At 70.2% G+C, this 22,450-nt stretch carries 24 protein-coding genes; 8 read left to right on the forward strand and 16 right to left on the reverse strand.

The annotated features are described in order from the left end of the window. Nucleotides 1-386 precede the first annotated feature (386 nt). Nucleotides 387-875, forward strand: coding sequence for a transcriptional regulator (locus ACFYWJ_RS34235; RefSeq protein WP_355284974.1), 489 nt, complete (start codon nt 387-389; stop codon nt 873-875). A gap of 60 nt (nt 876-935) precedes the next feature. Here ACFYWJ_RS34235 and ACFYWJ_RS34240 read toward each other — a convergent pair whose 3' ends face one another. Both ACFYWJ_RS34240 and ACFYWJ_RS34245 read right to left on the reverse strand, forming a co-directional pair. After that, nucleotides 936-1,340 carry a hypothetical protein gene (locus ACFYWJ_RS34240; RefSeq protein ID WP_355284971.1) on the reverse strand — a complete coding sequence of 135 codons (405 nt, stop codon included), beginning with the start codon at nt 1,338-1,340 and terminating at the stop codon, nt 936-938. Between the two features lie 79 nt (nt 1,341-1,419). Beyond that, nucleotides 1,420-2,916: an NAD(P)/FAD-dependent oxidoreductase gene (locus ACFYWJ_RS34245; protein WP_355284969.1), complete on the reverse strand. Its 1,497-nt coding sequence runs from the start codon at nt 2,914-2,916 to the stop codon at nt 1,420-1,422. 42 nt (nt 2,917-2,958) lie between these two features. Between ACFYWJ_RS34245 and ACFYWJ_RS34250 the strand changes: the two genes are divergently transcribed. From ACFYWJ_RS34250 to ACFYWJ_RS34260, 3 genes are read left to right on the forward strand one after another with little or no spacing between them, the layout of a single operon-like run. Continuing rightward, nucleotides 2,959-3,534, forward strand: a complete 576-nt coding sequence (locus ACFYWJ_RS34250; RefSeq protein WP_387163780.1) for a YdcF family protein — start codon at nt 2,959-2,961, stop codon at nt 3,532-3,534. 57 nt (nt 3,535-3,591) lie between these two features. After that, a complete protein-coding gene (locus ACFYWJ_RS34255; protein ID WP_355284966.1) occupies nt 3,592-5,196 on the forward strand; it encodes a GMC family oxidoreductase in 1,605 nt (534 codons plus the stop codon). A 30-nt stretch (nt 5,197-5,226) separates the two neighbouring features. Next, on the forward strand, nt 5,227-5,949 hold the full coding sequence (locus tag ACFYWJ_RS34260; RefSeq protein WP_355284963.1) for a VIT family protein: 723 nt from the start codon (nt 5,227-5,229) through the stop codon (nt 5,947-5,949). A 6-nt stretch (nt 5,950-5,955) separates the two neighbouring features. Here ACFYWJ_RS34260 and ACFYWJ_RS34265 read toward each other — a convergent pair whose 3' ends face one another. The 11 genes from ACFYWJ_RS34265 to ACFYWJ_RS34315 form a co-directional block, all read right to left on the reverse strand. Then, nucleotides 5,956-7,530 (reverse strand): Na+/H+ antiporter, encoded by a 1,575-nt coding sequence (locus ACFYWJ_RS34265; RefSeq protein ID WP_355284961.1) that lies wholly within the window; start codon nt 7,528-7,530, stop codon nt 5,956-5,958. Nucleotides 7,531-7,583: 53 nt separating this feature from the next. Further along, a complete protein-coding gene (locus tag ACFYWJ_RS34270; RefSeq protein WP_387163773.1) occupies nt 7,584-8,198 on the reverse strand; it encodes a hypothetical protein in 615 nt (204 codons plus the stop codon). A gap of 136 nt (nt 8,199-8,334) precedes the next feature. Next, on the reverse strand, nt 8,335-9,294 hold the full coding sequence (locus ACFYWJ_RS34275) for an MlaD family protein (RefSeq protein ID WP_355284108.1): 960 nt from the start codon (nt 9,292-9,294) through the stop codon (nt 8,335-8,337). Then, nucleotides 9,291-10,340 (reverse strand): MlaD family protein, encoded by a 1,050-nt coding sequence (locus tag ACFYWJ_RS34280; RefSeq protein ID WP_355284111.1) that lies wholly within the window; start codon nt 10,338-10,340, stop codon nt 9,291-9,293. Before ACFYWJ_RS34280 ends, ACFYWJ_RS34275 begins: the two co-directional genes overlap by 4 nt. Next, a complete protein-coding gene (locus ACFYWJ_RS34285; RefSeq protein WP_355284113.1) occupies nt 10,337-11,425 on the reverse strand; it encodes an MlaD family protein in 1,089 nt (362 codons plus the stop codon). The genes ACFYWJ_RS34280 and ACFYWJ_RS34285 overlap by 4 nt, the downstream gene beginning before the upstream one ends. Next, nucleotides 11,425-12,432 carry an MlaD family protein gene (locus ACFYWJ_RS34290; RefSeq protein WP_355284116.1) on the reverse strand — a complete coding sequence of 336 codons (1,008 nt, stop codon included), beginning with the start codon at nt 12,430-12,432 and terminating at the stop codon, nt 11,425-11,427. The genes ACFYWJ_RS34285 and ACFYWJ_RS34290 overlap by 1 nt, the downstream gene beginning before the upstream one ends. Further along, nucleotides 12,420-13,424 carry an MlaD family protein gene (locus ACFYWJ_RS34295; protein WP_355284119.1) on the reverse strand — a complete coding sequence of 335 codons (1,005 nt, stop codon included), beginning with the start codon at nt 13,422-13,424 and terminating at the stop codon, nt 12,420-12,422. The genes ACFYWJ_RS34290 and ACFYWJ_RS34295 overlap by 13 nt, the downstream gene beginning before the upstream one ends. Beyond that, nucleotides 13,424-14,455, reverse strand: coding sequence for an MlaD family protein (locus ACFYWJ_RS34300; protein WP_355284121.1), 1,032 nt, complete (start codon nt 14,453-14,455; stop codon nt 13,424-13,426). The genes ACFYWJ_RS34295 and ACFYWJ_RS34300 overlap by 1 nt, the downstream gene beginning before the upstream one ends. A gap of 4 nt (nt 14,456-14,459) precedes the next feature. Continuing rightward, nucleotides 14,460-15,326: an ABC transporter permease gene (locus ACFYWJ_RS34305; RefSeq protein WP_355284124.1), complete on the reverse strand. Its 867-nt coding sequence runs from the start codon at nt 15,324-15,326 to the stop codon at nt 14,460-14,462. Then, nucleotides 15,326-16,171 (reverse strand): ABC transporter permease, encoded by an 846-nt coding sequence (locus ACFYWJ_RS34310; protein ID WP_355284127.1) that lies wholly within the window; start codon nt 16,169-16,171, stop codon nt 15,326-15,328. The genes ACFYWJ_RS34305 and ACFYWJ_RS34310 overlap by 1 nt, the downstream gene beginning before the upstream one ends. A 197-nt stretch (nt 16,172-16,368) precedes the next feature. Continuing rightward, a complete protein-coding gene (locus tag ACFYWJ_RS34315; protein ID WP_387163766.1) occupies nt 16,369-17,469 on the reverse strand; it encodes a calcium:proton antiporter in 1,101 nt (366 codons plus the stop codon). 95 nt (nt 17,470-17,564) lie between these two features. On the opposite strand from ACFYWJ_RS34315, the gene ACFYWJ_RS34320 reads away from it, so the two are divergent. Next, nucleotides 17,565-18,221, forward strand: a complete 657-nt coding sequence (locus ACFYWJ_RS34320) for a PhoU domain-containing protein (RefSeq protein ID WP_355284133.1) — start codon at nt 17,565-17,567, stop codon at nt 18,219-18,221. Nucleotides 18,222-18,226: 5 nt separating this feature from the next. Here the strand turns inward: ACFYWJ_RS34320 and ACFYWJ_RS34325 are convergent, their stop codons facing one another. Continuing rightward, nucleotides 18,227-19,060, reverse strand: coding sequence for an RNA polymerase sigma factor (locus ACFYWJ_RS34325; RefSeq protein ID WP_355284136.1), 834 nt, complete (start codon nt 19,058-19,060; stop codon nt 18,227-18,229). A gap of 17 nt (nt 19,061-19,077) precedes the next feature. Beyond that, a complete protein-coding gene (locus ACFYWJ_RS34330) occupies nt 19,078-20,001 on the reverse strand; it encodes a haloalkane dehalogenase (protein ID WP_355284139.1) in 924 nt (307 codons plus the stop codon). Nucleotides 20,002-20,202: 201 nt separating this feature from the next. On the opposite strand from ACFYWJ_RS34330, the gene ACFYWJ_RS34335 reads away from it, so the two are divergent. The 3 genes from ACFYWJ_RS34335 to ACFYWJ_RS34345 are packed head-to-tail and all read left to right on the forward strand — an operon-like array spanning nt 20,203 to nt 22,011. Then, a complete protein-coding gene (locus tag ACFYWJ_RS34335; RefSeq protein WP_355284142.1) occupies nt 20,203-20,988 on the forward strand; it encodes an HNH endonuclease family protein in 786 nt (261 codons plus the stop codon). A 35-nt stretch (nt 20,989-21,023) separates the two neighbouring features. Next, nucleotides 21,024-21,248, forward strand: coding sequence for a hypothetical protein (locus ACFYWJ_RS34340; RefSeq protein WP_355284144.1), 225 nt, complete (start codon nt 21,024-21,026; stop codon nt 21,246-21,248). Nucleotides 21,249-21,273: 25 nt separating this feature from the next. Continuing rightward, a complete protein-coding gene (locus tag ACFYWJ_RS34345; RefSeq protein ID WP_355284147.1) occupies nt 21,274-22,011 on the forward strand; it encodes a phosphatase PAP2 family protein in 738 nt (245 codons plus the stop codon). Between the two features lie 10 nt (nt 22,012-22,021). Here the strand turns inward: ACFYWJ_RS34345 and ACFYWJ_RS34350 are convergent, their stop codons facing one another. Continuing rightward, nucleotides 22,022-22,447 (reverse strand): hypothetical protein, encoded by a 426-nt coding sequence (locus tag ACFYWJ_RS34350; protein ID WP_355284149.1) that lies wholly within the window; start codon nt 22,445-22,447, stop codon nt 22,022-22,024. Nucleotides 22,448-22,450: the final 3 nt, after the last annotated feature.

Genomic DNA, 22,450 nt, shown 5'->3' on the forward strand with positions numbered 1-22,450 from the left:
CCTCGTTTCCCTGTGCGATCCGCTAGCCTCGAGAGGCTCGGCGGTTCGGCACCGGGTCGGTGTCCGTGTCGCTCTGACTCGAATTAAGTTACGCAGCTGCGAACGCGAAGTCAAATCGCCTGGTAGACGCGGTGTTTCCCGAGGCTTTCGCACCTGGTCGCGGCCATTCGCGTGCGAGACCCGGCGGTCGAGCCGACGCCGGCGGCAATCCGCCGGTCACGGCGATCCATTGGCAACTGATCATTCGTCCAGCTCTGGACGATCTTCGAAACTTCCCCTCACCTGCCGACATGACATGACACACGTAGACACCCCACCCCCTCCGAGATACAGTTTGCCGACGTTCAGCAATTTTCCAGTTAACGTCAGGGTGGAAGGAGGCCGAGGTGACGGAGGATCTCGACTCGGTCGAACGTCGCGCCTGGAGCGCGGTGGTCACCCTCGCGATGCGAGTGCCGAGCGCGCTCGACTCGCGGCTGCAACGCGAGTTCGGCGTGACCCATTTCGAGTACCGGGTCATGGCCCTGCTGCGGGAGGCGCCGGACCATCGGATGCAGCTGAGCCTGCTCGCGGCCAGGGGGCACGGGTCCATCTCCCGGCTCTCCCACGTGGTGTCCAAGCTGGAACGGGTGGGCTGGGCCAAGCGGGCGGCGGCGGAATCGGGACGCGGCGTGGACGCGGTGCTCACCGAGACCGGGCTGGCCAAGGTGGCCGAGGCGACACCGGAGTACCTGGTCGCGGTGCGCAGGCTGGTCCTCGACGGACTCGACGAGCCGCAGAAGGCCGAGCTGGCCTCGCTGGGGGAACGGATCTCCGACCATCTGCTCGACACCCTCGGCGAGCCCGACGCCGGCGAACCGACCCTCGCCCGCTGACCTCCGACGACACGACGCCGCCCCGGTCGATGACCGGGGCGGCGTTGTCGGTGGCGGGGATCAGGCGTTGTCGGGGCGCCAGGTGGCCACCGCCCAGATCACCACGACGCTGATGATGATGATCAGGATCGACCACCAGGGGTAGTACGGCAGCCACAGGAAGTTCGCGATGATCGCGAGTGCGGCGATCACCATGGCCGCCACCCGTCCCCAGGTCTGACCGGCCAGCAGGCCGATCGCGACGATCACGGCGATCGCGCCCAGGACGATGTGCCACCAACCCCAGGCTGTCAGGTCGAACTGGTAGAGGTACTCGGGCCCGACGACGATCAGATCGTCGTTGGCGACAGCCGAGATACCTTCGAGGATCTGCAGGACACCGACCACGGCCAACAGAATGCCTGCGCCGATGGATGTTCCTGCCGCGATTCCCTCACGTACCGGGTGCTGATTCTGATCTGTCATCGCTCGGCCTTCCCGTCGGGTCAACGGATGTGCCACCACGGCACACGCCAACGGTAGAAACCCGACGGGGCCGCGCGCCTCACCCGTTGTGGGTGAACTCGCCTACCCGGCGGACCGGGCGCAATGTCTTGCCGAGGTCGGTGCGGAGGGTGAACAGCGTGTCCAGCAGGTAGTTCTGCCGGACCCGCCACGGACGGCGGTCGCCCTGCCGGGGGAACAGGGCGATCGAGCGCTGGATGTAGCCGGAGTTCAGGTCGAGCAGCGGGCGTTCGCCGAGCTTGCCCGTCGGCTCCGGGACGACGGCGGGCACCCCGGTCCGGTCGATGTGGGCGAGGACCTTGCAGACCAGGCGCGAGGTGAGATCGGCGCGCAGCGTCCACGAGGCATTGGTGTAGCCGACGCAGATCGCGAAATTGGGCAGGCCGGTGAGCATCGCGCCCTGCCAGACGAACTGGTCCGACAGCGGGACCGGGGTGCCGTCCACCGAGGGCGCGATCCCACCGAAGGCGAGCAGCCGCAGGCCGGTGGCGGTGACGATGATGTCGGCGGGCAGGACCTTGCCCGACGCGAGCTGGATGCCCTCGGGGACGAAGCGGTCGATCCGGTCGGTGACGACGGTCGCCTTGCCCTTCTTCATCGCCTTGAAGAAGTCGGCGTCGGGCGCGGCGCAGAGGCGCTGGTCCCAGGGGTCGTAGTCGGGGGTGAAGTGCTCGGCGACCAGCTTGTCGTCTTTGAGGATGCGGGAGGTGAGGCCGGTGAGCAGCTTGCGCGCGGCGGCGGGGCGGCGACGGCAGTACTGGTAGAAACCGATGTTGAACAGGATGTTCTTGGTCCGGATCAGCCGATGCGCGAGGTCGGCGGGCAGCGCTTCGCGGATCTTGTCGGCCTGCTTGTCGCGGCCGGGCACCGCGCTGATCCAGGTGGGGGTGCGCTGGAGCATGGTGACGTGCTCGGCCTCGCCGGCCAGCGAGGGCACCAGGGTGACCGCGGTCGCGCCGCTGCCGATGACGACCACCCGCTTGTCGCGCACGTCCAGATCGGTGGGCCAGAACTGCGGGTGCACGATGGTGCCGTCGAAGTCGGCGCGACCGGTGAACTCGGGGGTGTGCGGCTGCAGATAGTCGTAGTAGCCGGCGCAGGCGTAGAGGAAACCGCAGGTCAGGGTGCTCAGCTCGGGGCCGTCGGGGCCCTCGTGGGCGATGGTGAGCTGCCAGCGCGCCTGCGCCGACGACCAGTCGGCACCGATCACCCGGGAACCGAAGCGGATGCGCCCGTCGATGCCGTTCTCCCTGGCCGTCTCGCGGATGTAGTCCAGGATCGCGGCGCCGTCGGCGATGGAACGGGCCGCGCGCCAGGGCTTGAACGGGTAGCCCAGGGTGAACATGTCCGAGTCGGAGCGGATGCCCGGGTAGCGGAAAAGATCCCAGGTACCGCCGAGATCGGCGCGGGCCTCGAGGATGGCGTAGCTGCGGTGCGGGTGTTCGGTCTGCAGCCGGTACGCGGCCCCGATGCCGGACAGTCCGGCGCCGACGATGACGACGTCGAGGTGTTCGGGGGCAACGGCGGAGTCGGTCATGGGGTCCAGTGTGCACCCTTCGCTATCCTCGATGCAGTGTCGATCTTTCGACGTGCGGGATGGTTGCTCGTCGGCGCACTGGTCATCGTGCTGGGTACGGCAATCGCCGGATGGCCCGTCTTCGTCAACCCGCAGCTGGACCCGCTGCGTCGCGCCGATGTGATCGTGGTGCTCGGCGGCACCCCCTACGAACGCTTCGACCTCGGCATCGAGCTCGCCCAGCAGGGCTACGCGCCCGAGGTGCTGATCTCGCAGTCCACCGGGGCCGACGACCCGATGATGGACAAGTACTGCGGCGGCCGATTCGCCTTCCGGGTCTCGTGTTTCCTGCCCGATCCGTGGACCACCGACGGCGAGGCGCGCGAAATCATCCGGCGGGCAAAGATTTACGGCTGGCGCCACATCATCGTGGTGACGTTCACGCCGCACATCTCCCGCGCCCGCTACATCGTCGGCCGGTGTTTCGACGGCGAGATCACCATGGTCGCCAGTCCCACCGACACCGGGCTGGAATTCTGGGCCTGGATGTATGTGCGCCAATCCGCCGGGTACGTGCGGGCTTTCGTGAACCAGCATTGTGAGACCTCCGGAAATTCCGCGTCCCGGCTTCTAGAGTGACACCAAAGCGCGGCCGGGTGCCGGGCCGCGCGGGTGGCACGGGCGAGAGGACCGCCGATGCTGGTGGAGGATCTGCGCACCGTCGGCGACGACGCGCTGCGCACCCAGATCTGCGTCATCGGCTCGGGCCCGGCCGGGCTGACGGTCGCCACCGAACTGGCCGCGGCGGGACTGCAGGTGCTGGTCCTGGAGAGCGGTGACCACGACATCGGCCCCACCGAAACAGAATTCGCCGCCATCGACAGCATCGGCGCGCCACGCCTGCCACCCGACCGGATAGCGGGGAGCCGCGTTCTCGGCGGCAGCTCGCGGGTCTGGGCCGGGCGCTGCGGCCTGCTCGACGATCTCGACTTCGCCACCCGGCCGTGGGTCCGCCGATCGGGCTGGCCGATCGAGGCGACCGCGCTGCACCCCTACGCCGACCGCGCCGCCGCGCACGCCGGACTCGGGCACGGCGGCGGGTTCACCGACGCCGAGTTCTGGCCGCTCGCCGGCCGTCCGGCGCCCGTCACCGGACTCGACACCGCGTCGCTGCGCCCGTACTTCTGGCAGTTCAGCCGAGACCCGGGGAACCGATTCGACAGCAAACGGTGGGGTCCCGCGGTGCGCGATGTCGTCGCGCCGACCGCGCGGGTGCTGGTGAACGCGACCGTCACCCATCTCGACACCGATGCCACCGGGGCGCACGTGAATTCGGTCGAGGTGACCGGCGCGGGCGGACGCGTGCGCACTGTCGAGGCGCGGCTGTTCGTGCTCGCGGCGGGCGGGATCGATACGCCACGGCTGCTGCTGGCCTCGCGGCGCACCGTCGCGGGCGGCATCGGGAACCGATACGACCAGGTGGGGCGCTATCTGATCGATCATCGCAGCGGCGTGGTCGGGACGCTGTCCCCCGCCGCCGCGGGCGCGGCGCTGGCCCGGTTCGGCAAGTACGTGGTGCGGGGACCGCGCGGCAAGCACACCTATCTGCACGGGCTCGCCCTGTCCCCCGAAGTCCAGCGCGGGGAAGCGCTGCTCAACTGCGCGCTGTGGTTGCAGGAGGTCACCGCGCCCGACGATCCGTGGGACGCGGTGAAGCGGGTGCTCGGCGGACGGGGCCGCTGGCAGGACGGGCGGATCATGGTGTCGGACACCCGGCTGCTGCTGGCCGGCGCGCGGCGCAGGCTGATCGATGGGGTCGGGCTGCCGCACCGGCTGACCGGGGTCGAGGTGTGGGCGATGGTCGAGCAGGCACCCGATCCGGAGAGCCGGGTGCGGTTGTCGCAGCGCACCGACCCGGTGGGAATGCCGCTGCCCCAGGTGGATTGGCGCGTCGACGCGCGCGAGGACGCGACCGTGCGACGGGCGACGGCACTGCTGGTGGCCGAGTTCGCGCGGCTCGGGCTGCCCGCGCCGGCGATCGTGCCCGCGGCCAGGGCGGGCAGTACCGAGCCGCTGGCGCTGGCCGACCGGGCGCATCCGAGCGGCACCACCAGGATGTCGGCCGATCCCCGGCACGGGGTGGTTGACCGGCACTGCCGGGTGCACGGCGTGGACAACCTCTACATCGCGGGCAGTTCGGTCTTCCCGACGAACGGGCACGTCAACCCGACGCTGACGGTGCTCGCGCTGGCCGTGCGCCTGGCCGACACCCTCCGCGAGGTCCTGCGCGCCCAGCGCTGATCCGGCCGCGCCCCGGATTAGGCTGACCGGGTGCAGGACTCGTCTTCGACCATCCATCCGCACGAACCGCACGCGGAGGGACTCGCGTCGCGGTTGAACTGGCTGCGCGCCGGGGTGCTCGGCGCGAACGACGGCATCGTGTCCACCGCGGGTCTCGTCGTCGGCGTCGCAGCGACGACGAACAACACCCACACGATCCTCACCGCGGGCGTGGCCGGCCTGGTCGCGGGCGCGATCTCGATGGCCGCGGGCGAGTACGTGTCGGTCAGCACCCAGCGGGACTCGGAGAAGGCGCTGCTGGCCAAGGAGCGCCGGGAACTGGCCGAGGATCCCGCGGCGGAACTGGCCGAGCTGACCGGGATCTACGAGGCCAAGGGGCTCAGCCCGGCGACCGCCCGCACGGTGGCCGAGGAACTCACCGCCCACGACGCGTTCACCGCGCACGCCGAAGCCGAACTCCGGCTCGATCCCACCGAGCTCACCAATCCGTGGGCCGCGGCGGGTTCGTCGGCGGTCGCGTTCACCTGCGGCGCGCTGCTGCCGCTGATCGCGATCGCGATCCCGCCCGCGCAGTGGCGGGTCCCGGTGACCTTCGCGGCGGTGCTGCTCGCCCTTGCCCTCACCGGATCGGTGAGCGCGCGGCTGGGCGGCAGCCGCCGGGGCAAGGCGGTGCTGCGGGTGGTGCTCGGCGGCGCGCTGGCCATGGCGATCACCTACGCGATCGGCATGCTCACCGACACCCTCGGCGGTTGACGCCGGTCAGCGGGTCGGCCCGAGATCAAGCCTGCGGGTGACCCGGTCGACGACGTCGGGCGGCATGCCGGGTTCGCGGCGGGCGGCCTGGGCCTCGCGCCTGCCCGCCTCGAGGACGGCCGAGCGGACGGCCCGCAGCTGCGAGGCGAGTTTGCGTTCCTGGTCGAGGGCGGCCTTGGCGTCGGCGTCGGCCGCCTCCGGGTCGGCCTTGGCCGAGAGGTGACGCAGGGTGTCCTTGATGTCCTCGTAGACGTCGTCGGGCAGGCCGTCGCGGGCGGCGATCATCTTCAGCTCGGCGAGTTCGGCCCGCACCACCCTGGTCCACAGCTGCTGTTCGACCGCGCGTTCCTGGCGGGTGTCGGCGTGCACGCCGGTGATCCGCACGACCAGCGGCAGGGTGATGCCCTGCACGAGCAGGGTGAACAGGACGACGGCGAAGGCGACGAACAGGATCTCCGAGCGGGCCGGGAAATCCGCGCCGGAATCGATGGTGAACGGCACGGCCAGCGCCAGCGCGACCGTGGCCACCCCGCGCATCCCCGCCCACCAGGTGACGATCACCTCGCGCCAGGTGAACGGCTCGTCGGTGTAGCGCCAGAGCCGGGTGCTCACCGCCCAGGTGACCAGCAACCAGGCCAGCCGCAGCAGCACGACGACCGCGATCACCGCGGCGGTGACCCCGGCCAGCGACGGCCAGCCGTGCCCGGTGGTCTCGATGACCACGCGCAGTTCCAGGCCGATCAGCGCGAACGCGAATCCGGTGATCAGCATTTCGGCGATGTCCCAGAACGCGTCGGCGACCAGGCGGTAGTCGCGGTCGCCGATCTCGGTCACCGCGTCGGTGAGGTACAGCGCGCACACCAGCACCGCGAGGACCGCGGAGCCCTCCCAGTGCTCGGCGACGCCGTAGGCGACGAACGGCAGCAGCAGGCTCAGGGCCACCTGGGCGGTCGCGTTGTCGAGGTACTTGGTGAGCTTGCTGCCCACCCAGCCGAGCACCAGGCCGACCACGAGACCGACCACCGCGGCCAGCACGAAGTCACCGAGGGCGTGCCACGGCGAGAACAGGCCGGTCACCACGGCCTGGATGCCGACGGTGTAGATGACGATCGCGGTGACGTCGTTGAACAGGCCCTCCCCGCCCAGGGTGACGATCAGCCGGCGGGGCAGGCCGAGTCTGCCCGCCATCGAGGTGGCGGCGACCGGGTCGGGCGGGGCGACCAGCGCACCGAGCACCACGCCCGCCGCGACGGCGGTCGCCGGGTTCCAGGCGTGGAAGACCGCGGCCACCGCGACGGCGGTGACGATCACCAGCCCGACCGCGCGCAGCGCGATGATCTGCCAGTTCTCGGCGAACTGCCGCCAGGAGGTGCGCCGGGCGGCGGCGTAGAGCAGCGGCGGGAGGACCAGCGGCAGGATCAGTTCGGGTGGGATGTTCAGGCTCGGGACGGCGGGGATCAGCGCGAGCAGACAGCCGAACACGGTCATCAGGATGGACGGCGCGATCCCCAGCCTGCCGCCGAGCGATTCGGCGAGCACCGTCACGAGCAGGATCACCAGAGTGAGTACCAACTGGTCCATAGCGGATCAGTCTCACCGACGGTGGCGACGCGCGGCGGCCGACCCGCCGCCCGTCACGGCAGCACGGCCGCGGCGGGCGGAACGAAGATCGGCGGCAGCGGGAACGGCAACTGGATGACCGGCGGCGGTGGAGGCGGCGGCGGGGGCGCCGGTTCGGGCGCCGGGATCGGCTCGGGTGCGGGCGGGGGCGGCGGCGGCGCGTAGACCGGCGGTTCGTACACCGGCGGCGGCTCGAACGCGGGCGGCGGCGCCTGGACCGGCGCCGGTTCGGGTGGCAGCGGCTCCGCGGGTGGCGGGGGCGGCGGCGCGGGGGCGGCGGGGACCGCGGCGTCGGGGGTGGTCACCGTGCACTGCCACTGACCGTCGGTCTCGACCCGCCAGTGGGCGACGATGCCGCCCGCCGAGCAGTTGCCGCCGACCCGGCGGGCAGGCCACGGTGGCGCGAAGGCGACTTCCTGGCCCGATACCTCGGCGTCGACCGGCAGGCCGTTGGCGTCCGACCCCATCGGATTGACGGTCGACGGATCGTTCTCGTCGCCCTGATTCGCCCGCAGCACCAACCCGAGCGCCACGACCAGCGCCAGCAACGCGGCCAGCACCGCCGCGATCGCGATCACCCGGGTACTGCCTCCGGTCCCCTGGTCGGGATCCTCGCCGCCGTCTGCCATGGATCGCACCGCCTTCGCCCAGTGGACTCGGACTGCCTCGTCCAGCAGGCTACCGCACGGTTGCTCGAACCGGGCTCGGCTCGAGCCGACAACCACTGGCCAGGGACTATACCTATATTCAGTGGTTGCCGGATGTTTACCTGATCGCGACCCTGACCTTCACCGCATCAGCGTCGGTGTTGTGCAACGCCTGGGCGATGAGCGTGCTGAGGTCGATCTGCGGGCCCGTCGCCGTGATCGACTCGGTGAGCGGACGCAGTCCGGGCAGCAGCGCCGAGAGCTCGGGGCCGAGCTCGTTCAGCTTGGCGGTGAGCTGCTGGAGGAACGGCACCAGGCCGCCGTCGCGCAGATACATCTCCGGGTCGCCGCCCGCCGCGCTGACCCGCCCGACCGACTCGACGAACTCGTCGATGACCTGGCTCAGCCGCACGAAGGCGGGCGCCGCGGCCGAGGTGGCCGGTCCGGCCCAGCCGATGTCGCCGGAGACGTACTCGAAGTTGTTCTGCAGTTCGGCGATGGCGGGCGCCCGGCTCATGATGGCCGCGGCGAGCAGGTCGCCCGCCCTGGCCAGCTCCGGGATGACGTTCTCCGTGCCGGTCATCGCCTGCCCGAGCGTGTCGACGAGCGATCCGACGACCGCCGGGTCGAGCTGCTCGACGGTCTTGGTGACCAGCCGCGCGACCTCGGGGATCGACATCGGCGTGCGCACGTTCTCCCCGGACAGCCGCTGGCCGTCGGTCAGATACGGCCCGTCCGCGCTGCGCGGCACGAACTGCACGTACGGCTCGCCCAGCGAGGACAGGTGCTCGATGGTGACGATGCTGCTCATCGGCACCTTGTTCGCGGCGCCGAACTCGAAGCCGACCCGCACGCCACCGGTGGCCGAGGTATCGACCGCGGTGACCTTGCCGATCTCGATGCCGGTCAGCAGGATCGGCGAGCCGACGCTGAGGCCGCCGGAGTTCGCCAGTTCGATCGAGGCCTCGGTGTAGTCGGCGAACGGGTCGACCCGCACCACCCCGAAGGTCAGGTAGCTCGCACCGAGCACGGTGATGGCGGCGATGCCGCCCAGCGAGGCGAGGGCACCGATCTTCATCGCACCATTCCGATCATCCGCAGCGCGGTCACGATCTGCTCCACCTGCTCCTGTTCGGCGACCCGCACGCCGGTGACGTTCACCTTCGGGCCGCGTTCGGCGAAGGGAATCACCTTGTCGCGCAACAGCGCGGTCAGCAGGGCCATGTTCGTCGACGAGCGCAGATCGGCCGAGCCGCCGGTGGCCAGCGGCAGGAACGCCGTCGCCGCTGCGTCGCCCGCGTTCGCGATCGGTTCCAGCCAGGTCAGCGAGGAGCCGACCGGGCCGAGTGCCAGGAAGATGGCCATGGTCTTGGCGATCGAGTCCTGGGTGCCCGAGAGTGCCCGCACGGCTTCGGGACTCAGGATGTGGGTGAGCTCGGCGTCGATGCCGACCATGACCTCGGCATTGGCGGCCAGGCCGTTGACCAGCAGGTCGACTTGGTCCAGATGGGCGGCCAGATCGGCGGCGTCGGCGCCCATCACCGCCGAGATCCGCGCGGTCTCCTTGGGATCGGCGGGCATCACCGAGTTCACCCGGCCGATCATCTCCTGCAGCTGACCGATCGCGCCGCCCTGCACGAACAGCGCCATGGTGGCCATCGTGTCTTCCAGCTGCACCGGCGGTTTCGTGCGTTCGATCGGAATGGTGCCGCCGTCGCGCAGCAGCGTGCCGAAGCCGTCCTTCGGGGTGGTCAGCGCGACGTGGATGTCGCCGAGGATGGTGTCCTGGCGCAGTTCGGCGATGGTGGTGGTCGGCAGCCGGACGGAGTCGAGGATGTCGGCCTCGACGACGACGTACCCGCCGCGACCGGCGGGCGCGTCGGCGGGCTGGATCACCCGGACGGTGTCGACGGTGCCGATCTCGGCGCCGTTGGCGATCACCTTCGACTTGGCGGGCAGGTTCAGCGCGCTGCTGAACTCGATCTGCACGCGGTAGGTCGGGCCCGCGACGGTGGAGCCGGGCACCGGCACCTCGGCCGGGTCGAAACCGCAGCCGCCGGCCGCGAGACCGGCCGCGACCACCAGCGCGATCATGGTGCGCCGCAGTGTCTTACGCGAGTTCATCGGGCACCTGCCATTCCCAGCACGACCTGCACGAGGTTCACATCGGTCAGGCCCTGCGCCGGATCGGCGCACTGCCCGGGGAGCAGCGCGTTCACCGCGGCGCACACCTGGTCGGCCTCGCCGCCGGGCAGCGCCACCTTCGGCGCGGCGTAGGTGATCGCGGTGCCGCCCGCGGCGCTCTGGAAGGCCGAGGTCAGCGCGGGCATCTTCAGCACCACCTCGCGCAGCGATCCGACGTTGGCGCGCAACAACTTCACCAGCGGGACGGCGCCGTCGAGGGCGCCGATCAGCGGGTCACCGAGGATGGTGGTGACGTCGTTGAGCATCGGCAGCAGCTCGCGCAGACCGTCGAACAGCGTGGTCGCGGGGCCGAGCAGGTCGTCGGAGGCCTGGTTGAGCAGTGGTGCCAGCCGGACCAGCATCGATTGCAGGTCACCCCAGTTGGCGGCGACCCGGTTCGAGACCGAGGCGAACGCGTCGAACAGACCGGCCAGGTGGCCGATGTCGGCGTCGGGCTTGTTCATCGCCGAGCCGAGCTTGTGCACCAGTTCGTTGACCGTCGGGCCGACGCCCTCGGTCGCGCGGTCCAGCGAGGACAGCCCGTCCACGAGCGCGCTCGGCTGCCCGGCCTCGACGCCGGAGAGCTCTTCGGACAGGCTCGCCAGCGCGGTCAGCGTCTCGGTGATGGACTTGGGCGTCAGCGTCTTGGTGATGCAGCCGCCGGTGAACTTCGTGGTGTCCTTGCCGCTGGTCAGCACGGCCAGATTGCGGTCGGCGGCAACGGAATACGCGACGGTGGTCGCGGAGGCGTCGGCGTAGACCGGATGGTCGGCGTCGACCTCGAACTCGACGCGCACCTTGGCGCCCTCGTTGCGCACCGCGGTCACCTCGCCGACGTCGATGCCGCGCATCGTGACGTGGTTGCCCGGGTACAGCCCGATCGCGTCGGGCATGAGCGCGCAATAGGATTCGGTCTTCTTCAGCGGATCGAAGGTGACGAAGTAGCCGGCGATCACCAGCACCGCCAGCACGCCGACCCCGGCGATCGACATGAACGCCTGGGATCCGAGCAGTCGTTTCAGCATCAGCACGCCTTCCCCGGCAGCGGCACGCAGACGCGCGCGCCGGACTGGTCGACCACGACGCCCGCGTCCGGGGTCACCAGCTGCGACAGCTTGGTCTGCAGGTCGTGCACGGTCCCCAGGACCGGCTCGAACCCGCCTTCGAGCTGCTGCAGGCGCGGCAGCGCGTCGGCCAGTGCCTGGGCCTGCGGTTTCAGCGTGGAATCCCAGCTGGGCGCGAGCCCGGCGAGCCGATTCACCACCGAGACCAGCAGCCGGACCGCCTCGGCCAGTTCGGCCTTCTTGCTCAGCAGCACGTCCTCGAGCAGGTTCACGTTGTCCATCAGCCTGCCCAGGTCGGACTTGGCGCCGTCGTACATGGAGATGTATTCGTCGAGGATGGCGATCGACTTCGACACCTGCGAGCGCTGCCGGTCGAGCATGTCGACGTACTTGCCGACGGTGTCGAGGGTCGAGCGCAGCGCCTCCGGGGAGGCCGCGATCGCGGTGTTGGCGGCGGCCAGGTTCTTGCGCACCGTGTCGCCGTCGACGGCGGCCAGCGGCGTGGTGGCGTCCTGGAAGGTCTCGATCAGGCTGTAGGGCAGGCGGATTCGATCGGCGGGGATCGGCTGCTCACCCAGCGGTCGTGAACCGGCCGGGTAGAGCGCGACGTAGTGACCGCCGACGACGGTGAGCATGCGCACGTCGAGGGAGGTCTGGTCGCCGACGAAGACGTCGGAGTCGACGGTGAACTCCATCAGCACCTTGTCCGGTTTCAGCTCGAGCGAGACGACGCTGCCGACCGAGATACCGGCCAGGCGCACGTCGTCGCCCTCGCGCACGGACTGCGCCTCGCTCAGCTCGGCGGTGTAGGTGTGCTTGCCCAGCGGCACCACGTAGATCACCGCGGCGCCGATCATGAACAGCACCACCAGGCTCAGGCCGATGATGCCCATTCGCAGTTCGCGGGCGCGCTTGCCCGCCTCGTCCAGGATCGGGCGATCACCGGCGAAGAACTTCAGGCGTTGCATACCGTCACCTTCTGTCCGGCGATCAGCACCTGCAGCGGCGCGGGCACCTGGGCGGCGCCGTTGCTGCAGTGCGGCGTGAAGTCGGCGAAATCGCGGGACAGCGACGCGTCGACCGTGGCGAGCAGCCCGGGCAGCCGCCCGAAGACCGCGACCGCCTCCTGCGGGTCGGGGAACAGGCCGCGGATCATCGCGTCGACCTCGGCGCTGCCGCCCTCGACCAGGCCGAGCGAGGCCAGCAGCCGGTCGACCGGGGCCAGCACCGACGGCGCGGTGGCCGCGAACTGCGCGACACCGCCGATATTGCGCTGCATCGCCTCGAAGATGTCGGTGAGCCGGGCCAGCAGCGGCAGCAGGTAGCCGACGCGGCCGCCGTGCCGGTCGCCCAGCGTCGACAGGTTGCGGATCAGGGTGTCGATGACCTGCTGGCGGTCCTCGGCGTAGCTCGCGAGCTGGTCGATCGCGGTCAGCGCGGGGCCGAGGCCGCTGCCGTCACCCTCGATGACGGCGAGCATGCTCGCGGTGAACTGGTTGATCGCCTCCGGCGACAGCGTCGCCAGCACCGGCTTCAGGCCGCTGAAGAGGCTGGTCACGTCGAACGACGGGACGGTCATGTGCGCGCCGATCCGGGCGTCGGCGGCGATCCGCGTGCCCGGGTTGGGCGCCTGCTGCAGGTCGATGTAGCGCTGGCCGGTCAGGTTCTGGTAGCGGATGGCCAGCTTGCTGTTGTCGTAGATCGGGGTGTCGGTCTTGACCGTCAGGTGGACTTTGGCCTTGTCGCCCTCGAGGCTGATCTTCTCGATCTTGCCGACCTGCACGCCGAACATCCGCACGTCGTTGCCGACCTTGAGGCCGTTGGCGTCGGTGAACAGCGCGTCGTGGGCCTCGGTGTCACCGGAGACCGGGCGCTTGATCAGGGTGAAGACGAGTCCGAGCACGGCCAGCATGACCAGCGAGAACACGCCGAGTCGCAGTGCGACACCGCGAATCTTCATCACGCACCGGCCTTTCCGAACAGCGGCACCGCGATGGCGGGCACGCCGCTGAGCTCGACGTCGAGGTTGAGCACCGGGCCGTTCGGGCCGTCCGGCATGGCGCCGCGCAGGTTGGTCAGCAGGGCCTGCAGGTCGGCGCCGGTCTGCCGCGCGTTCGGCGACATCTGGGCCAGCGCGAACAGCATCGGCGCGAGCATGTCGGTGGTCTCGGCGAAGTGGCCGCCCGCGGTGGTGAGCGTGGTGGTCAGGGCGGGCAGGATGCTGCCGCCGATCACGCCGACGCCGATGTCGTAGCGGTCCTTGTCGACCTGGGTCACCTTGATGTCGCTGAGCTTGTCGATCACCTGCATGGTGGCGCCGGCGAACTGGCCGCCGCCGTCGAAGGCGGGGCCGAGCTTGCCGAACAGCTCCGAGGGCGACACGTCCTGGTTGTCGGCGATGGTCTTCGCCATCGTGATCAGCGCCTGGACCAGCGGGGTGAAGGCCTTGAAGTCGGCGGCCAGCTGGGAGATGACCGTGGCCATCTGCGGGCTGGTCACCGTCATGCCGACCTGCGAGAGGCTGCGCAGGATCGCGCTCATCGTCGCGTCGTAGACCCGGCCGGAGTTGGCCCCGGTCAGGTCGAGCACCGTGCCCGCGCGCAGCGGCGCGCCGCCGGTGCCGCGGCGCAGCTCCAGCTCGGCGATGCCGAACAGGTTGGTCGGGGCGTAGTCGACGGCGAGACTGTCGTCGATGCCGTGCAGGCGGTCGGCGTCGAGCAGCAGCGAGATCCGCTGGGTGCCGCGCTCGCCGGGGGTCACCTCGGCGACCTCGCCGACGGTGACGCCGTCGATGCGGACCTGGCTGCCCGCGCTGATGCCGTCACCGAGGTGTTCGGTGTGCAGCGCGATCCGCAGGCCGTCTTCGGTCCTCAGCGTGCGGTAGCAGACCGTGGCGAGCACGACCGCGGCGATGAGGCCGAGGATGATCGCGCCGGTCAGCCGCGCGGTGCGCCGATCGGCGGCGACGCCGGGCATTCCGTAGTTAGGCACTAGCTCACCCCGTAAAACTGATCGCCGAGTTGAAGCCCCAGAGCACGATCGACAGCACCATGTCGATGGCGACGATGGCCACCGAGCTGGCGCGCACCGCGCGACCGGAGGCGATGCCGACGCCCTCGGGGCCGCCGGTGGCGAAGAACCCGAAGTAGCTGTGCACCAGGATCACCACCGTGCCGAACACGGCCACCTTGATGACGGCGGCGATCATGTCGAACCCGGAGATGAACTGGAAGAAGTAGTGGTCGTAGACGCCGGCCGACTGGCCGTAGACCATCGTGAGCAGCCCGCGGCAGGCGCCGTAGGACAGGATCAGCGCGATCAGGAAGGTCGGCACGATGGCGATCGCGCCCGCGATGACGCGGGTGGTCACCACGAACGGCACCGAGCGCAGGCCCAGCGCCTCGATCGCGTCGATCTCCTCGGAGATGCGCATCGAGCCGATCTCGGCGGTGATCCGGCAGCCCGCCTGGGCGGCGAAGCCGATGGCCGCCGCGATCGGGGCCAGCTCGCGGGTGGTGGCGTAGGCCGAGATCACGCCGGTCACCGGGCCCATGCCGAGCATGTCGAGCGAGGCGAAGGATTCGACGCCGACCGAGGCGCCCATCACCAGGCCGAGCACGATCATCATCGGGACGGTGCCGCCGCCGACGATGATCGACCCGCGACCCCAGGTCATGTCGGTGACCGCGCGCAGCGTCTCGTCCCGGTAGCGGCGCAGCGTCAGCGGCACCGAGGACAGCACCTGCCAGACGAACACCGCGACGAAGCCGAGCGATTCGCCCGCCGAGCCGATCCGCTTGCCGAGCCGGGCCGGCTTGCGCAGCCAGTGCAGGGAGGTGGGGATATAGGAGGAGGCAGCCATCACGCCAGCTTCGTCGGCAGGAACATGGCGCTGATCTGGGTGGCCAGCAGGTTCACGATCGCGATCGAGACCACCGAGAGCACCACGGCCGCGTTCACCGCGTCGGCGACACCGCGCGGACCGCCCTTGGCCTCCAGCCCGCGCTGGCAGGAGATGACGACGACCAGGAAGCCGAAGATCAGCGCCTTGAGCAGCGACACCCACACGTCACCGGCGGTGGCGAAGGAACCGAAGGTCGACCAGTAGCTGCCCGGGGTCACGCCCTGGCCGCCGACGGCGACCGCGTACCCGGCGAGCACGCCGACGAAGATGATCAGCACGTTGAGCATCGGCGCGACGATGAGCATCGCCATCATGCGCGGGATGACGAGCCGGTGCACCGGGCTGATGCCCATGGTGTTGAGCGCGTCGATCTCCTCGCGGATGGTGCGCGCGCCGAGGTCGGCGGCGATCGCGGCCGCGCCCGCGCCGCCGAGCAGGAAGCCGGTGGCGATGGGCGCGCCCTGCTTGATGACGCCGAGACCGCCGGTCGCGCCGAGCATGGAGTCGGCGCCCAGGCTGTGGATCAGGTTGCCGACCTGGATCGAGACGATCACGCCGAACGGGATGGCCATCAGGATCGCGGGGATCGCGGTGACCGTGATCAGCCGCCAGGCCTGGACGAGGGTCTCGCGCCACTGGAAATGTCCGCGGGCGATATCGGCGACGGTGCCGGTGACCGACTCCTGCGCGAGGTCGACCGCGCGCCCGAAGGTCCGCAACGACGACACGACCGTGTCGGTGAAGTTCTTGCGGACGATCTGGGTGGCGGAATCCGGCTTCGCGGAATGCAGATCGGTGGACATCAGCGATGCCCCCGGCCCGCTCGCGAAGCGCGGAGCATGGTGATTTTCATACCGCACTCTCTGGCTTCGGCGTGGTGCCAACTCCAGCAAGCTAGCCGGTACTCTGCGTCACAACAAAATTTCGGGGTGGTGACCCTCGTCGCTTTTTCGCGGTTTCAATGACAGATCACCACCCCCTGTGATCCGCAACACTTCAGCTACGGACTTGCGGCCAGGAACACAAAAGCGGCGAACAACGCCAGGTGAACGCCACTGTGCAGGAGGGTCGCGCGGCCGGGAACGATGGTCAGCGTGCTCACCACGACGGTCAGCGCGAGCAACACCATCTGGGTGGCGCCGAGGCCGAGCACCAGCGGCCCGCTCAGCCAGATCGTCGCCAGGGCGATCACCGGAATGGTGAGGCCGATGCTGGCCATGGCCGAGCCGAGCGCCAGGTTCAGGCCGATCTGCACCTGGTTGCGGCGCGCGGAGTTGACCGCGGCCAGCGTCTCCGGCAGCAGCACCAGCATCGCGATCACCACGCCGACCGCCGACTGCGGCAACCCGGCCGAGGCGACGCCCGCCTCCAGCGCGGGCGAGACCACCTTGGCCAGGCCGACCACACAGACCAGCGCGAGCACCAGCATGCCCAGACTGATCAGCGCCGCCCGGTTGGACGGCGAGTGGTCGTGGATATCGGCGTCGTCGACCGCGCCGCCGTCCTCCACCGGGAGGAAGTCGTCGGGGTGGCGCACCGTCTGCACCATCACGAACAGCAGATACAGCGCCAGCGAGGCGACCGCGGCGAAGGCCAGCTGCGCGGGCGAGAACTCCGGGCCCGGCTTGCTGGTGGTGAAGGTCGGCAGCACCAGGCTCAGCGTCGCCAGGGTGGCGACGGTGGCCAGCGCGGCACCGGTGCCCTCGGAGTTGAACACCGCGACCCGCCTGCGCAGCGCGCCGACGAGCAGGACCAGGCCGAAGATGCCGTTACAGGTGATCATCACCGCGGCGAAGACGGTATCGCGGGCCAGCGAGGCCGCCTTGTCGCCACCGGAGATCATCATCGTCACGATCAGCGCCACCTCGATCACGGTGACGGCCACGGCCAGCACGAGCGAGCCGAACGGTTCGCCGACCCGATGGGCGACCACCTCCGCGTGATAGACCGCGGCCAGTACCGCGCCGACCAGCGCGGCGCTGACCAGCGCCACCACGAGTCCAGGCACGTCGCGCCCCCAGGTGACGGCGAGTACGAGCGCGGCGAGTATCGGGACTAAGAGGGTCCATCTGGTCGTCAACGCGGCAATCATGGCCTCCATCGTTCCAGCCGCGCCGGAGTGCGCCGGGATACGCGGCCGCGAAAGATCCGCCGATGGATTCCCCGGGACCGCCTCGATGGGGAACAATTCAGCCCGTGCGGACCCAGTTCACCCTCGAGCTCGTTGCCCTGTCCAACGATCTCACCCTGATGTCGCGCTTGGCCCATGATGCGACCGAGCGAGTCACCGAGGCGCTGGCAGGCGCCGACCTGACCGCCGCCTACGAGGTCTTCGCGCTCGACGAGCAGCTCCAGCAGATGTTCGCCGCCTGCGAGAGCCGCACCATGGCCCTGCTCGCGTTGCAGGCGCCGGTCGCCCGCGACCTACGACACGTGGTGACCGCGATCCAGATCGCCGGGGAACTCTCGCGGATCGGCAGGCGCACCGAGACCGCCGGCCAGTACGTGTACCGCGCGCATCCGCGCGCCGTCGCGCCGGAGCCGGTCGTCGCCGAGCTGGTGGCGATGGGCATGCTCGCCGCGGAAAGCGTTGCGCGGGTGAGCGCGTCGGTCGCGACCGGCCGCTTCACCGAGGACGACGGCACCGCGGCCGCCACCATGGAGACCCGCTGCGGGCAGCTGCGCACGGTGCTGACCACGGCGGAGATCGGTGTCGGCACCGGCCCGGCGATCGATCTGGCGTTGCTGGGCAGCCAGTTCCAGCGCTGCGTCGACCACGCCGCCCGCATCGCCCGCCTGATCCGCTTCCTGGACACCGGGATTCCGCCGGAGACCGGCACCCTGCCCGACTGATCCGCTCAGTCGAGCAGCGGAAACCGGCCAGAGCCGAGCAATCCGGTGATCGCCGCGATCTTCTCCCTCGGTGCCGCGTAATCCGGGTGCGCGGTCAGCACCGCCGCCGCGTCCCGCAGGTCACGCAGCTGCGCCGCCGCCTCCGCGACCGTCCGGCCACCCGGCCGCACCGCGTGTTTCGTGTAGACCGGGCGCGCGGGATCGATCCGCCCGAGCTCCCCCGCGCGGGTCACCCGCCGCGCGCACCGGCACGGCGCCGCCGGATTCGCCAGCCCGCACGCGCTGCGCAGGAAGGCGCCGAGCCGCTGTTTGGCCCGCTCCCAGCGCTTCTGGTACGCGGCCGGGGTGATGTCGAGCACCCAGGCCGCCTCGGCCACCGAGAGGCCGAACACCTCACCGAGGACGAAGGCGATCCGCTCGTCCCGGCTCAGGCATTGCAGGACCGCCTGGGTGCAGCTGAGCCGGACCTCCTCGGCGAGCAGGGTGGCCTCGGGTCCGCGATAGTCCTCGGTGGCCAGCCCGTCGAGCAGACTCGCGCCGAACTCGTCGAGGCCGACCCGGTCGCGCTCGAGTGCCGAACGCCGGTGCTGGGAGATCAGATAGTTCGCCCCGACCCGATAGGCCCAGGTGCGCAGGGCGGCCTCGCCGCGCCAGGTCGACAACCGCGTGACCACCCGGATCAAGATCTCCTGCACCGCGTCCTCGGCGTCGGCGGGACGGCCGGTCATCCGCAGTGCCAGGCGGTACAGGGGATCCTGCAGGTGCGCGATCACCTCGCCCAACGCCGCCCGGTCGCCCGCGACGGCGCGGGCGACCAGTGCGGCCTCGTCGGTCTCCATGCCGACATTGTCGCCGGTCACGCCAGTAGCCCGTGCCGATCCAGCCAGCCCGCAACGGATTTCGCGATCGCCACCGGCTGGTCCTCCGGCGCGTGGTGCGAGCCCCGCCCCACCGATTCCACCTCGAGGTCGGCGAAGGTGGCCGCCGCCCAGGCGATCACCTCGGCACCGCCGAGTCCGACGGCGGGTTCGACCGTCATCAGCAGCTTGGGCACGCCCGCGCTCGCCGCCATCCACGCGCCGTAGGCGTCCACCCTGGCCACGACGTCGGCGGGCTCGCCGTCGAGCGGGAACTCCCTGGCCCAGGCCAGCATCGGCGCCCGCGAGGCCGGAGTGGGATAGGGCGCGCGATAGGCGTCGAGGTCGGCCTCGGTGAGCGCGGGGACCAGGGTCGGCAGGTTGTATTCGATGAACTTGTTCTCCGCGAGCACCGCCTGTTCGCCCGCGGGCGACCGGAACAGCCGGAACATCTCGGCCGAGCGGGCGGGCAGGTCCGACCAGCGCAGCGGGCGCAGGAAGGTCTCGATCACCGCGATCCCGGCGACCCGGCCGGGATGCCGAGCGGCGAAGTCCATGGCCAGGGTGCCGCCCCAGTCGTGGCCGACCAGGATCGGATCGGTCAGGTCGAGCGCGTCGAACCAGGCGTCGAGGTAGCGGGCGTGATCGTCGAGGCGGTAGGCGATCTCGGGTTTGCCGGAGGCGCCCATCCCGATCAGGTCGGGGGCCAGGCAGCGGGCGTGTTCGCGGACCACCGGCAGCACGTCGCGCCACAGGTAGGAGCTGGTGGGGTTGCCGTGCAGGAAGACGACGGGTCGGGTGTCGGCACCCGCGTCGCTGTAGGAGATGAACGAGTCGATGACGTCGACGGTCGGCATGGCCGGTTCCTTTCGCTGAATGATCCTTCCCCCGGTTGGACGCGCGGAACCGGCCGCCGCCGACACGGATTCACCGTGACGTGCGTCACTCCGGGTTTACGGCACTCCACCGCAGGTCACCACCCTCGATAGGCGAACGCTATTGAGCCGCAATTCCTTTGCGGTGCCCTGTGCCGAACGTCATAGCCGACAATCGGATACGACACCCGGTGCGGCCGTTAGGTTGTGCCGGTTCATTTTCGACGAAGGCATGTGGGTGGTACGGGCATGAAATGGTCATCGATCAGCAGCTCTCCGCTGGGCAAGGCGCTGCTGGCGCTGGCCGCGGCGGTGATCGTCGGCGTCGTGCTCACCGTGGCCAACTCGATGCTGGACAAGGTGAGTCCCACCGCGCCGGGGCCCGGTCCGGCGAGCGCGGCGACGGTGTCGGGCAAGGAGATCGGCGATCTGGTCGGCAAACTCGTTGTCGCCAAGGAAGGCCCGATGACGGGCTACACCAGGGAGAAGTTCCCGCACTGGGACACCAACAAGCCCGAACACGGCTTCGGCGGCGACCTGGCGCAGTACACCAAGTGCACCAGCCGCGACGTGATGATGCTGCGCGACGCGACCGGCAAGGTCACCCTCGACCCGAAGACCTGTGAGCTGACGATCCCCGCGGGCGCCGGCTGGCAGGACCACTACGGCTTCGTGGACAAGAAGACCGGCGAGCTCGGGCCGTACAAGTTCATCACCGACCCGGCCAAGGTCGACGCCGAGCACATCGTGGCGCTGGCCGAGGCGTGGCGGTCCGGCGCCGCCGACCGCGACGAGGACACCCGCCGCCGCATCGCCAACGACTCGATGAACCTGGTCGCCGCCGATCCCTCGGCCAACCGCTCCAAGGGTGATCAGGACCCGGCGAACTACCTGCCGCCCGGCAATTTCCGGTGCGTCTATATCGAGCATTACGTCAAGGTCAAGATAAAGTACGCCCTGACCGTTGATACCGCCGAGCACACCGCGTTGCGCACCGCAGTCGACGACTGCCTCCGCCGAGGAGAGTTCAAATAAGCGAGACGATCGAGATCACCGCCGAGAGCGCCGTCATGACCGAAGAGGAAGGGACGGTGTCCGGCGAGCTCGACGTCATGCTCGACGACGCGGGCAAGGGCCTCGTCCGCTACCGCGGTACCGATACCTGGTACACCATCGGCAACATCGACTGCGAACCCCCACGCGTGTGGGACACCGTCGCCGACCTGGTGAAGGCGATCAAGAAGGTCGCGGGCACCCGCGACGTGACGGGGAACACGGTCGTCTTCGAAGCATGAGGCCGGAGCTGGCAATCTGGTAGCTATGCCGATCGCCTCCCGCCGACCCCCGCCCGACGACCTCGCCTGGTCGGTCCTGGGCCGACGGCCACCGCTGGCCGCGGCACTGCTCGTGACCGCCGCCGTGCTGCTGGCCGTGCTCACCTGGCAGGTCAACAACGACGCGGGGATCATTCGGATCGATCCACGCGTGCTGGAGTGGATGATCGCGCACCGCGGCGAACCACTGACCTCGATCGCCCGGGTGATCACCGACCTGGGCGACACCCAGTCGATGACCATCCTGGCGGCCGTCACGGTCGCCTGGTTCGCCTGGCGGCGCGAGTGGGCGACCGCCGTGCTGGTCGCCGTCACCTCGGTGGGCGCCGGGGTCCTGGTGGTGGTGATCAAACAGCTGGTCGGCAGGCACCGGCCGCCGGAGGTCACCCGCCTGGTCGCCGAACCGAGCCTGTCGTATCCGTCCGGGCACACGCTCGGCACGACGGTCGTGGTCGGCATCGTCGCGATCACCGTGATCCCGACGGTGCGCAGGCGCTGGGTCCGCTGGGTGGCGACGGTGGTCGCGGTGCTGTTCCCGATCGCGGTCGGGCTGTCGCGGATCTATCTGGGCGTGCACTGGTGCACCGATGTGCTGGCCGGCTGGCTGTTCGGGCTGGCCTGGCTGGTCCTGTGCGTCACCGTGTTCTGTCTGCTGCACCGCTCCCCCACCGATCAGCCCACCGTCACCACCGCGGTGCCCGACGCCGCGCCCGAACGCAGGTAGCGAGGGGCGTTCATCGCGACCCCTCGATGAACTGGTGGTCGGTGACCACGCGGCCGTCGCTGTCGAGGGCGAGCAGGTCGAAGCCGCCGCCCTGGGGTGTGCCGTCGTCGCGGCGGTTCATCGTCCAGGCGACGCCGACGGTGCCCGCTGGGAGTTCGACGGCGGGGCCCGCCGCCGCGAAGACGAATTCGCCGTCGGCCAGGAACATCTCGTAGGCGCGGGTGACCCGGCGGTCGAGCGCGTCGTGGCCGTGCACCGCGAGCGGCGGCGCCGCGATCGCGAGGTCGGCCGCGGCCGCGCGGGCCTCGGCGGGCGGATCGACCAGGTACTGCGCGCCGTCGACGGCGAAGAGGTCCTCGATCAGGGTGCGGCGGACGGTGGGGTCGGCTTCGTTCCAGAGGGCCACGTAGCGGGTGGCGATGTCGTTGCTGCTCATGGC

This window comes from Nocardia sp. NPDC003269 (assembly GCF_042888005.1).
GTDB lineage: Bacteria > Actinomycetota > Actinomycetes > Mycobacteriales > Mycobacteriaceae > Nocardia.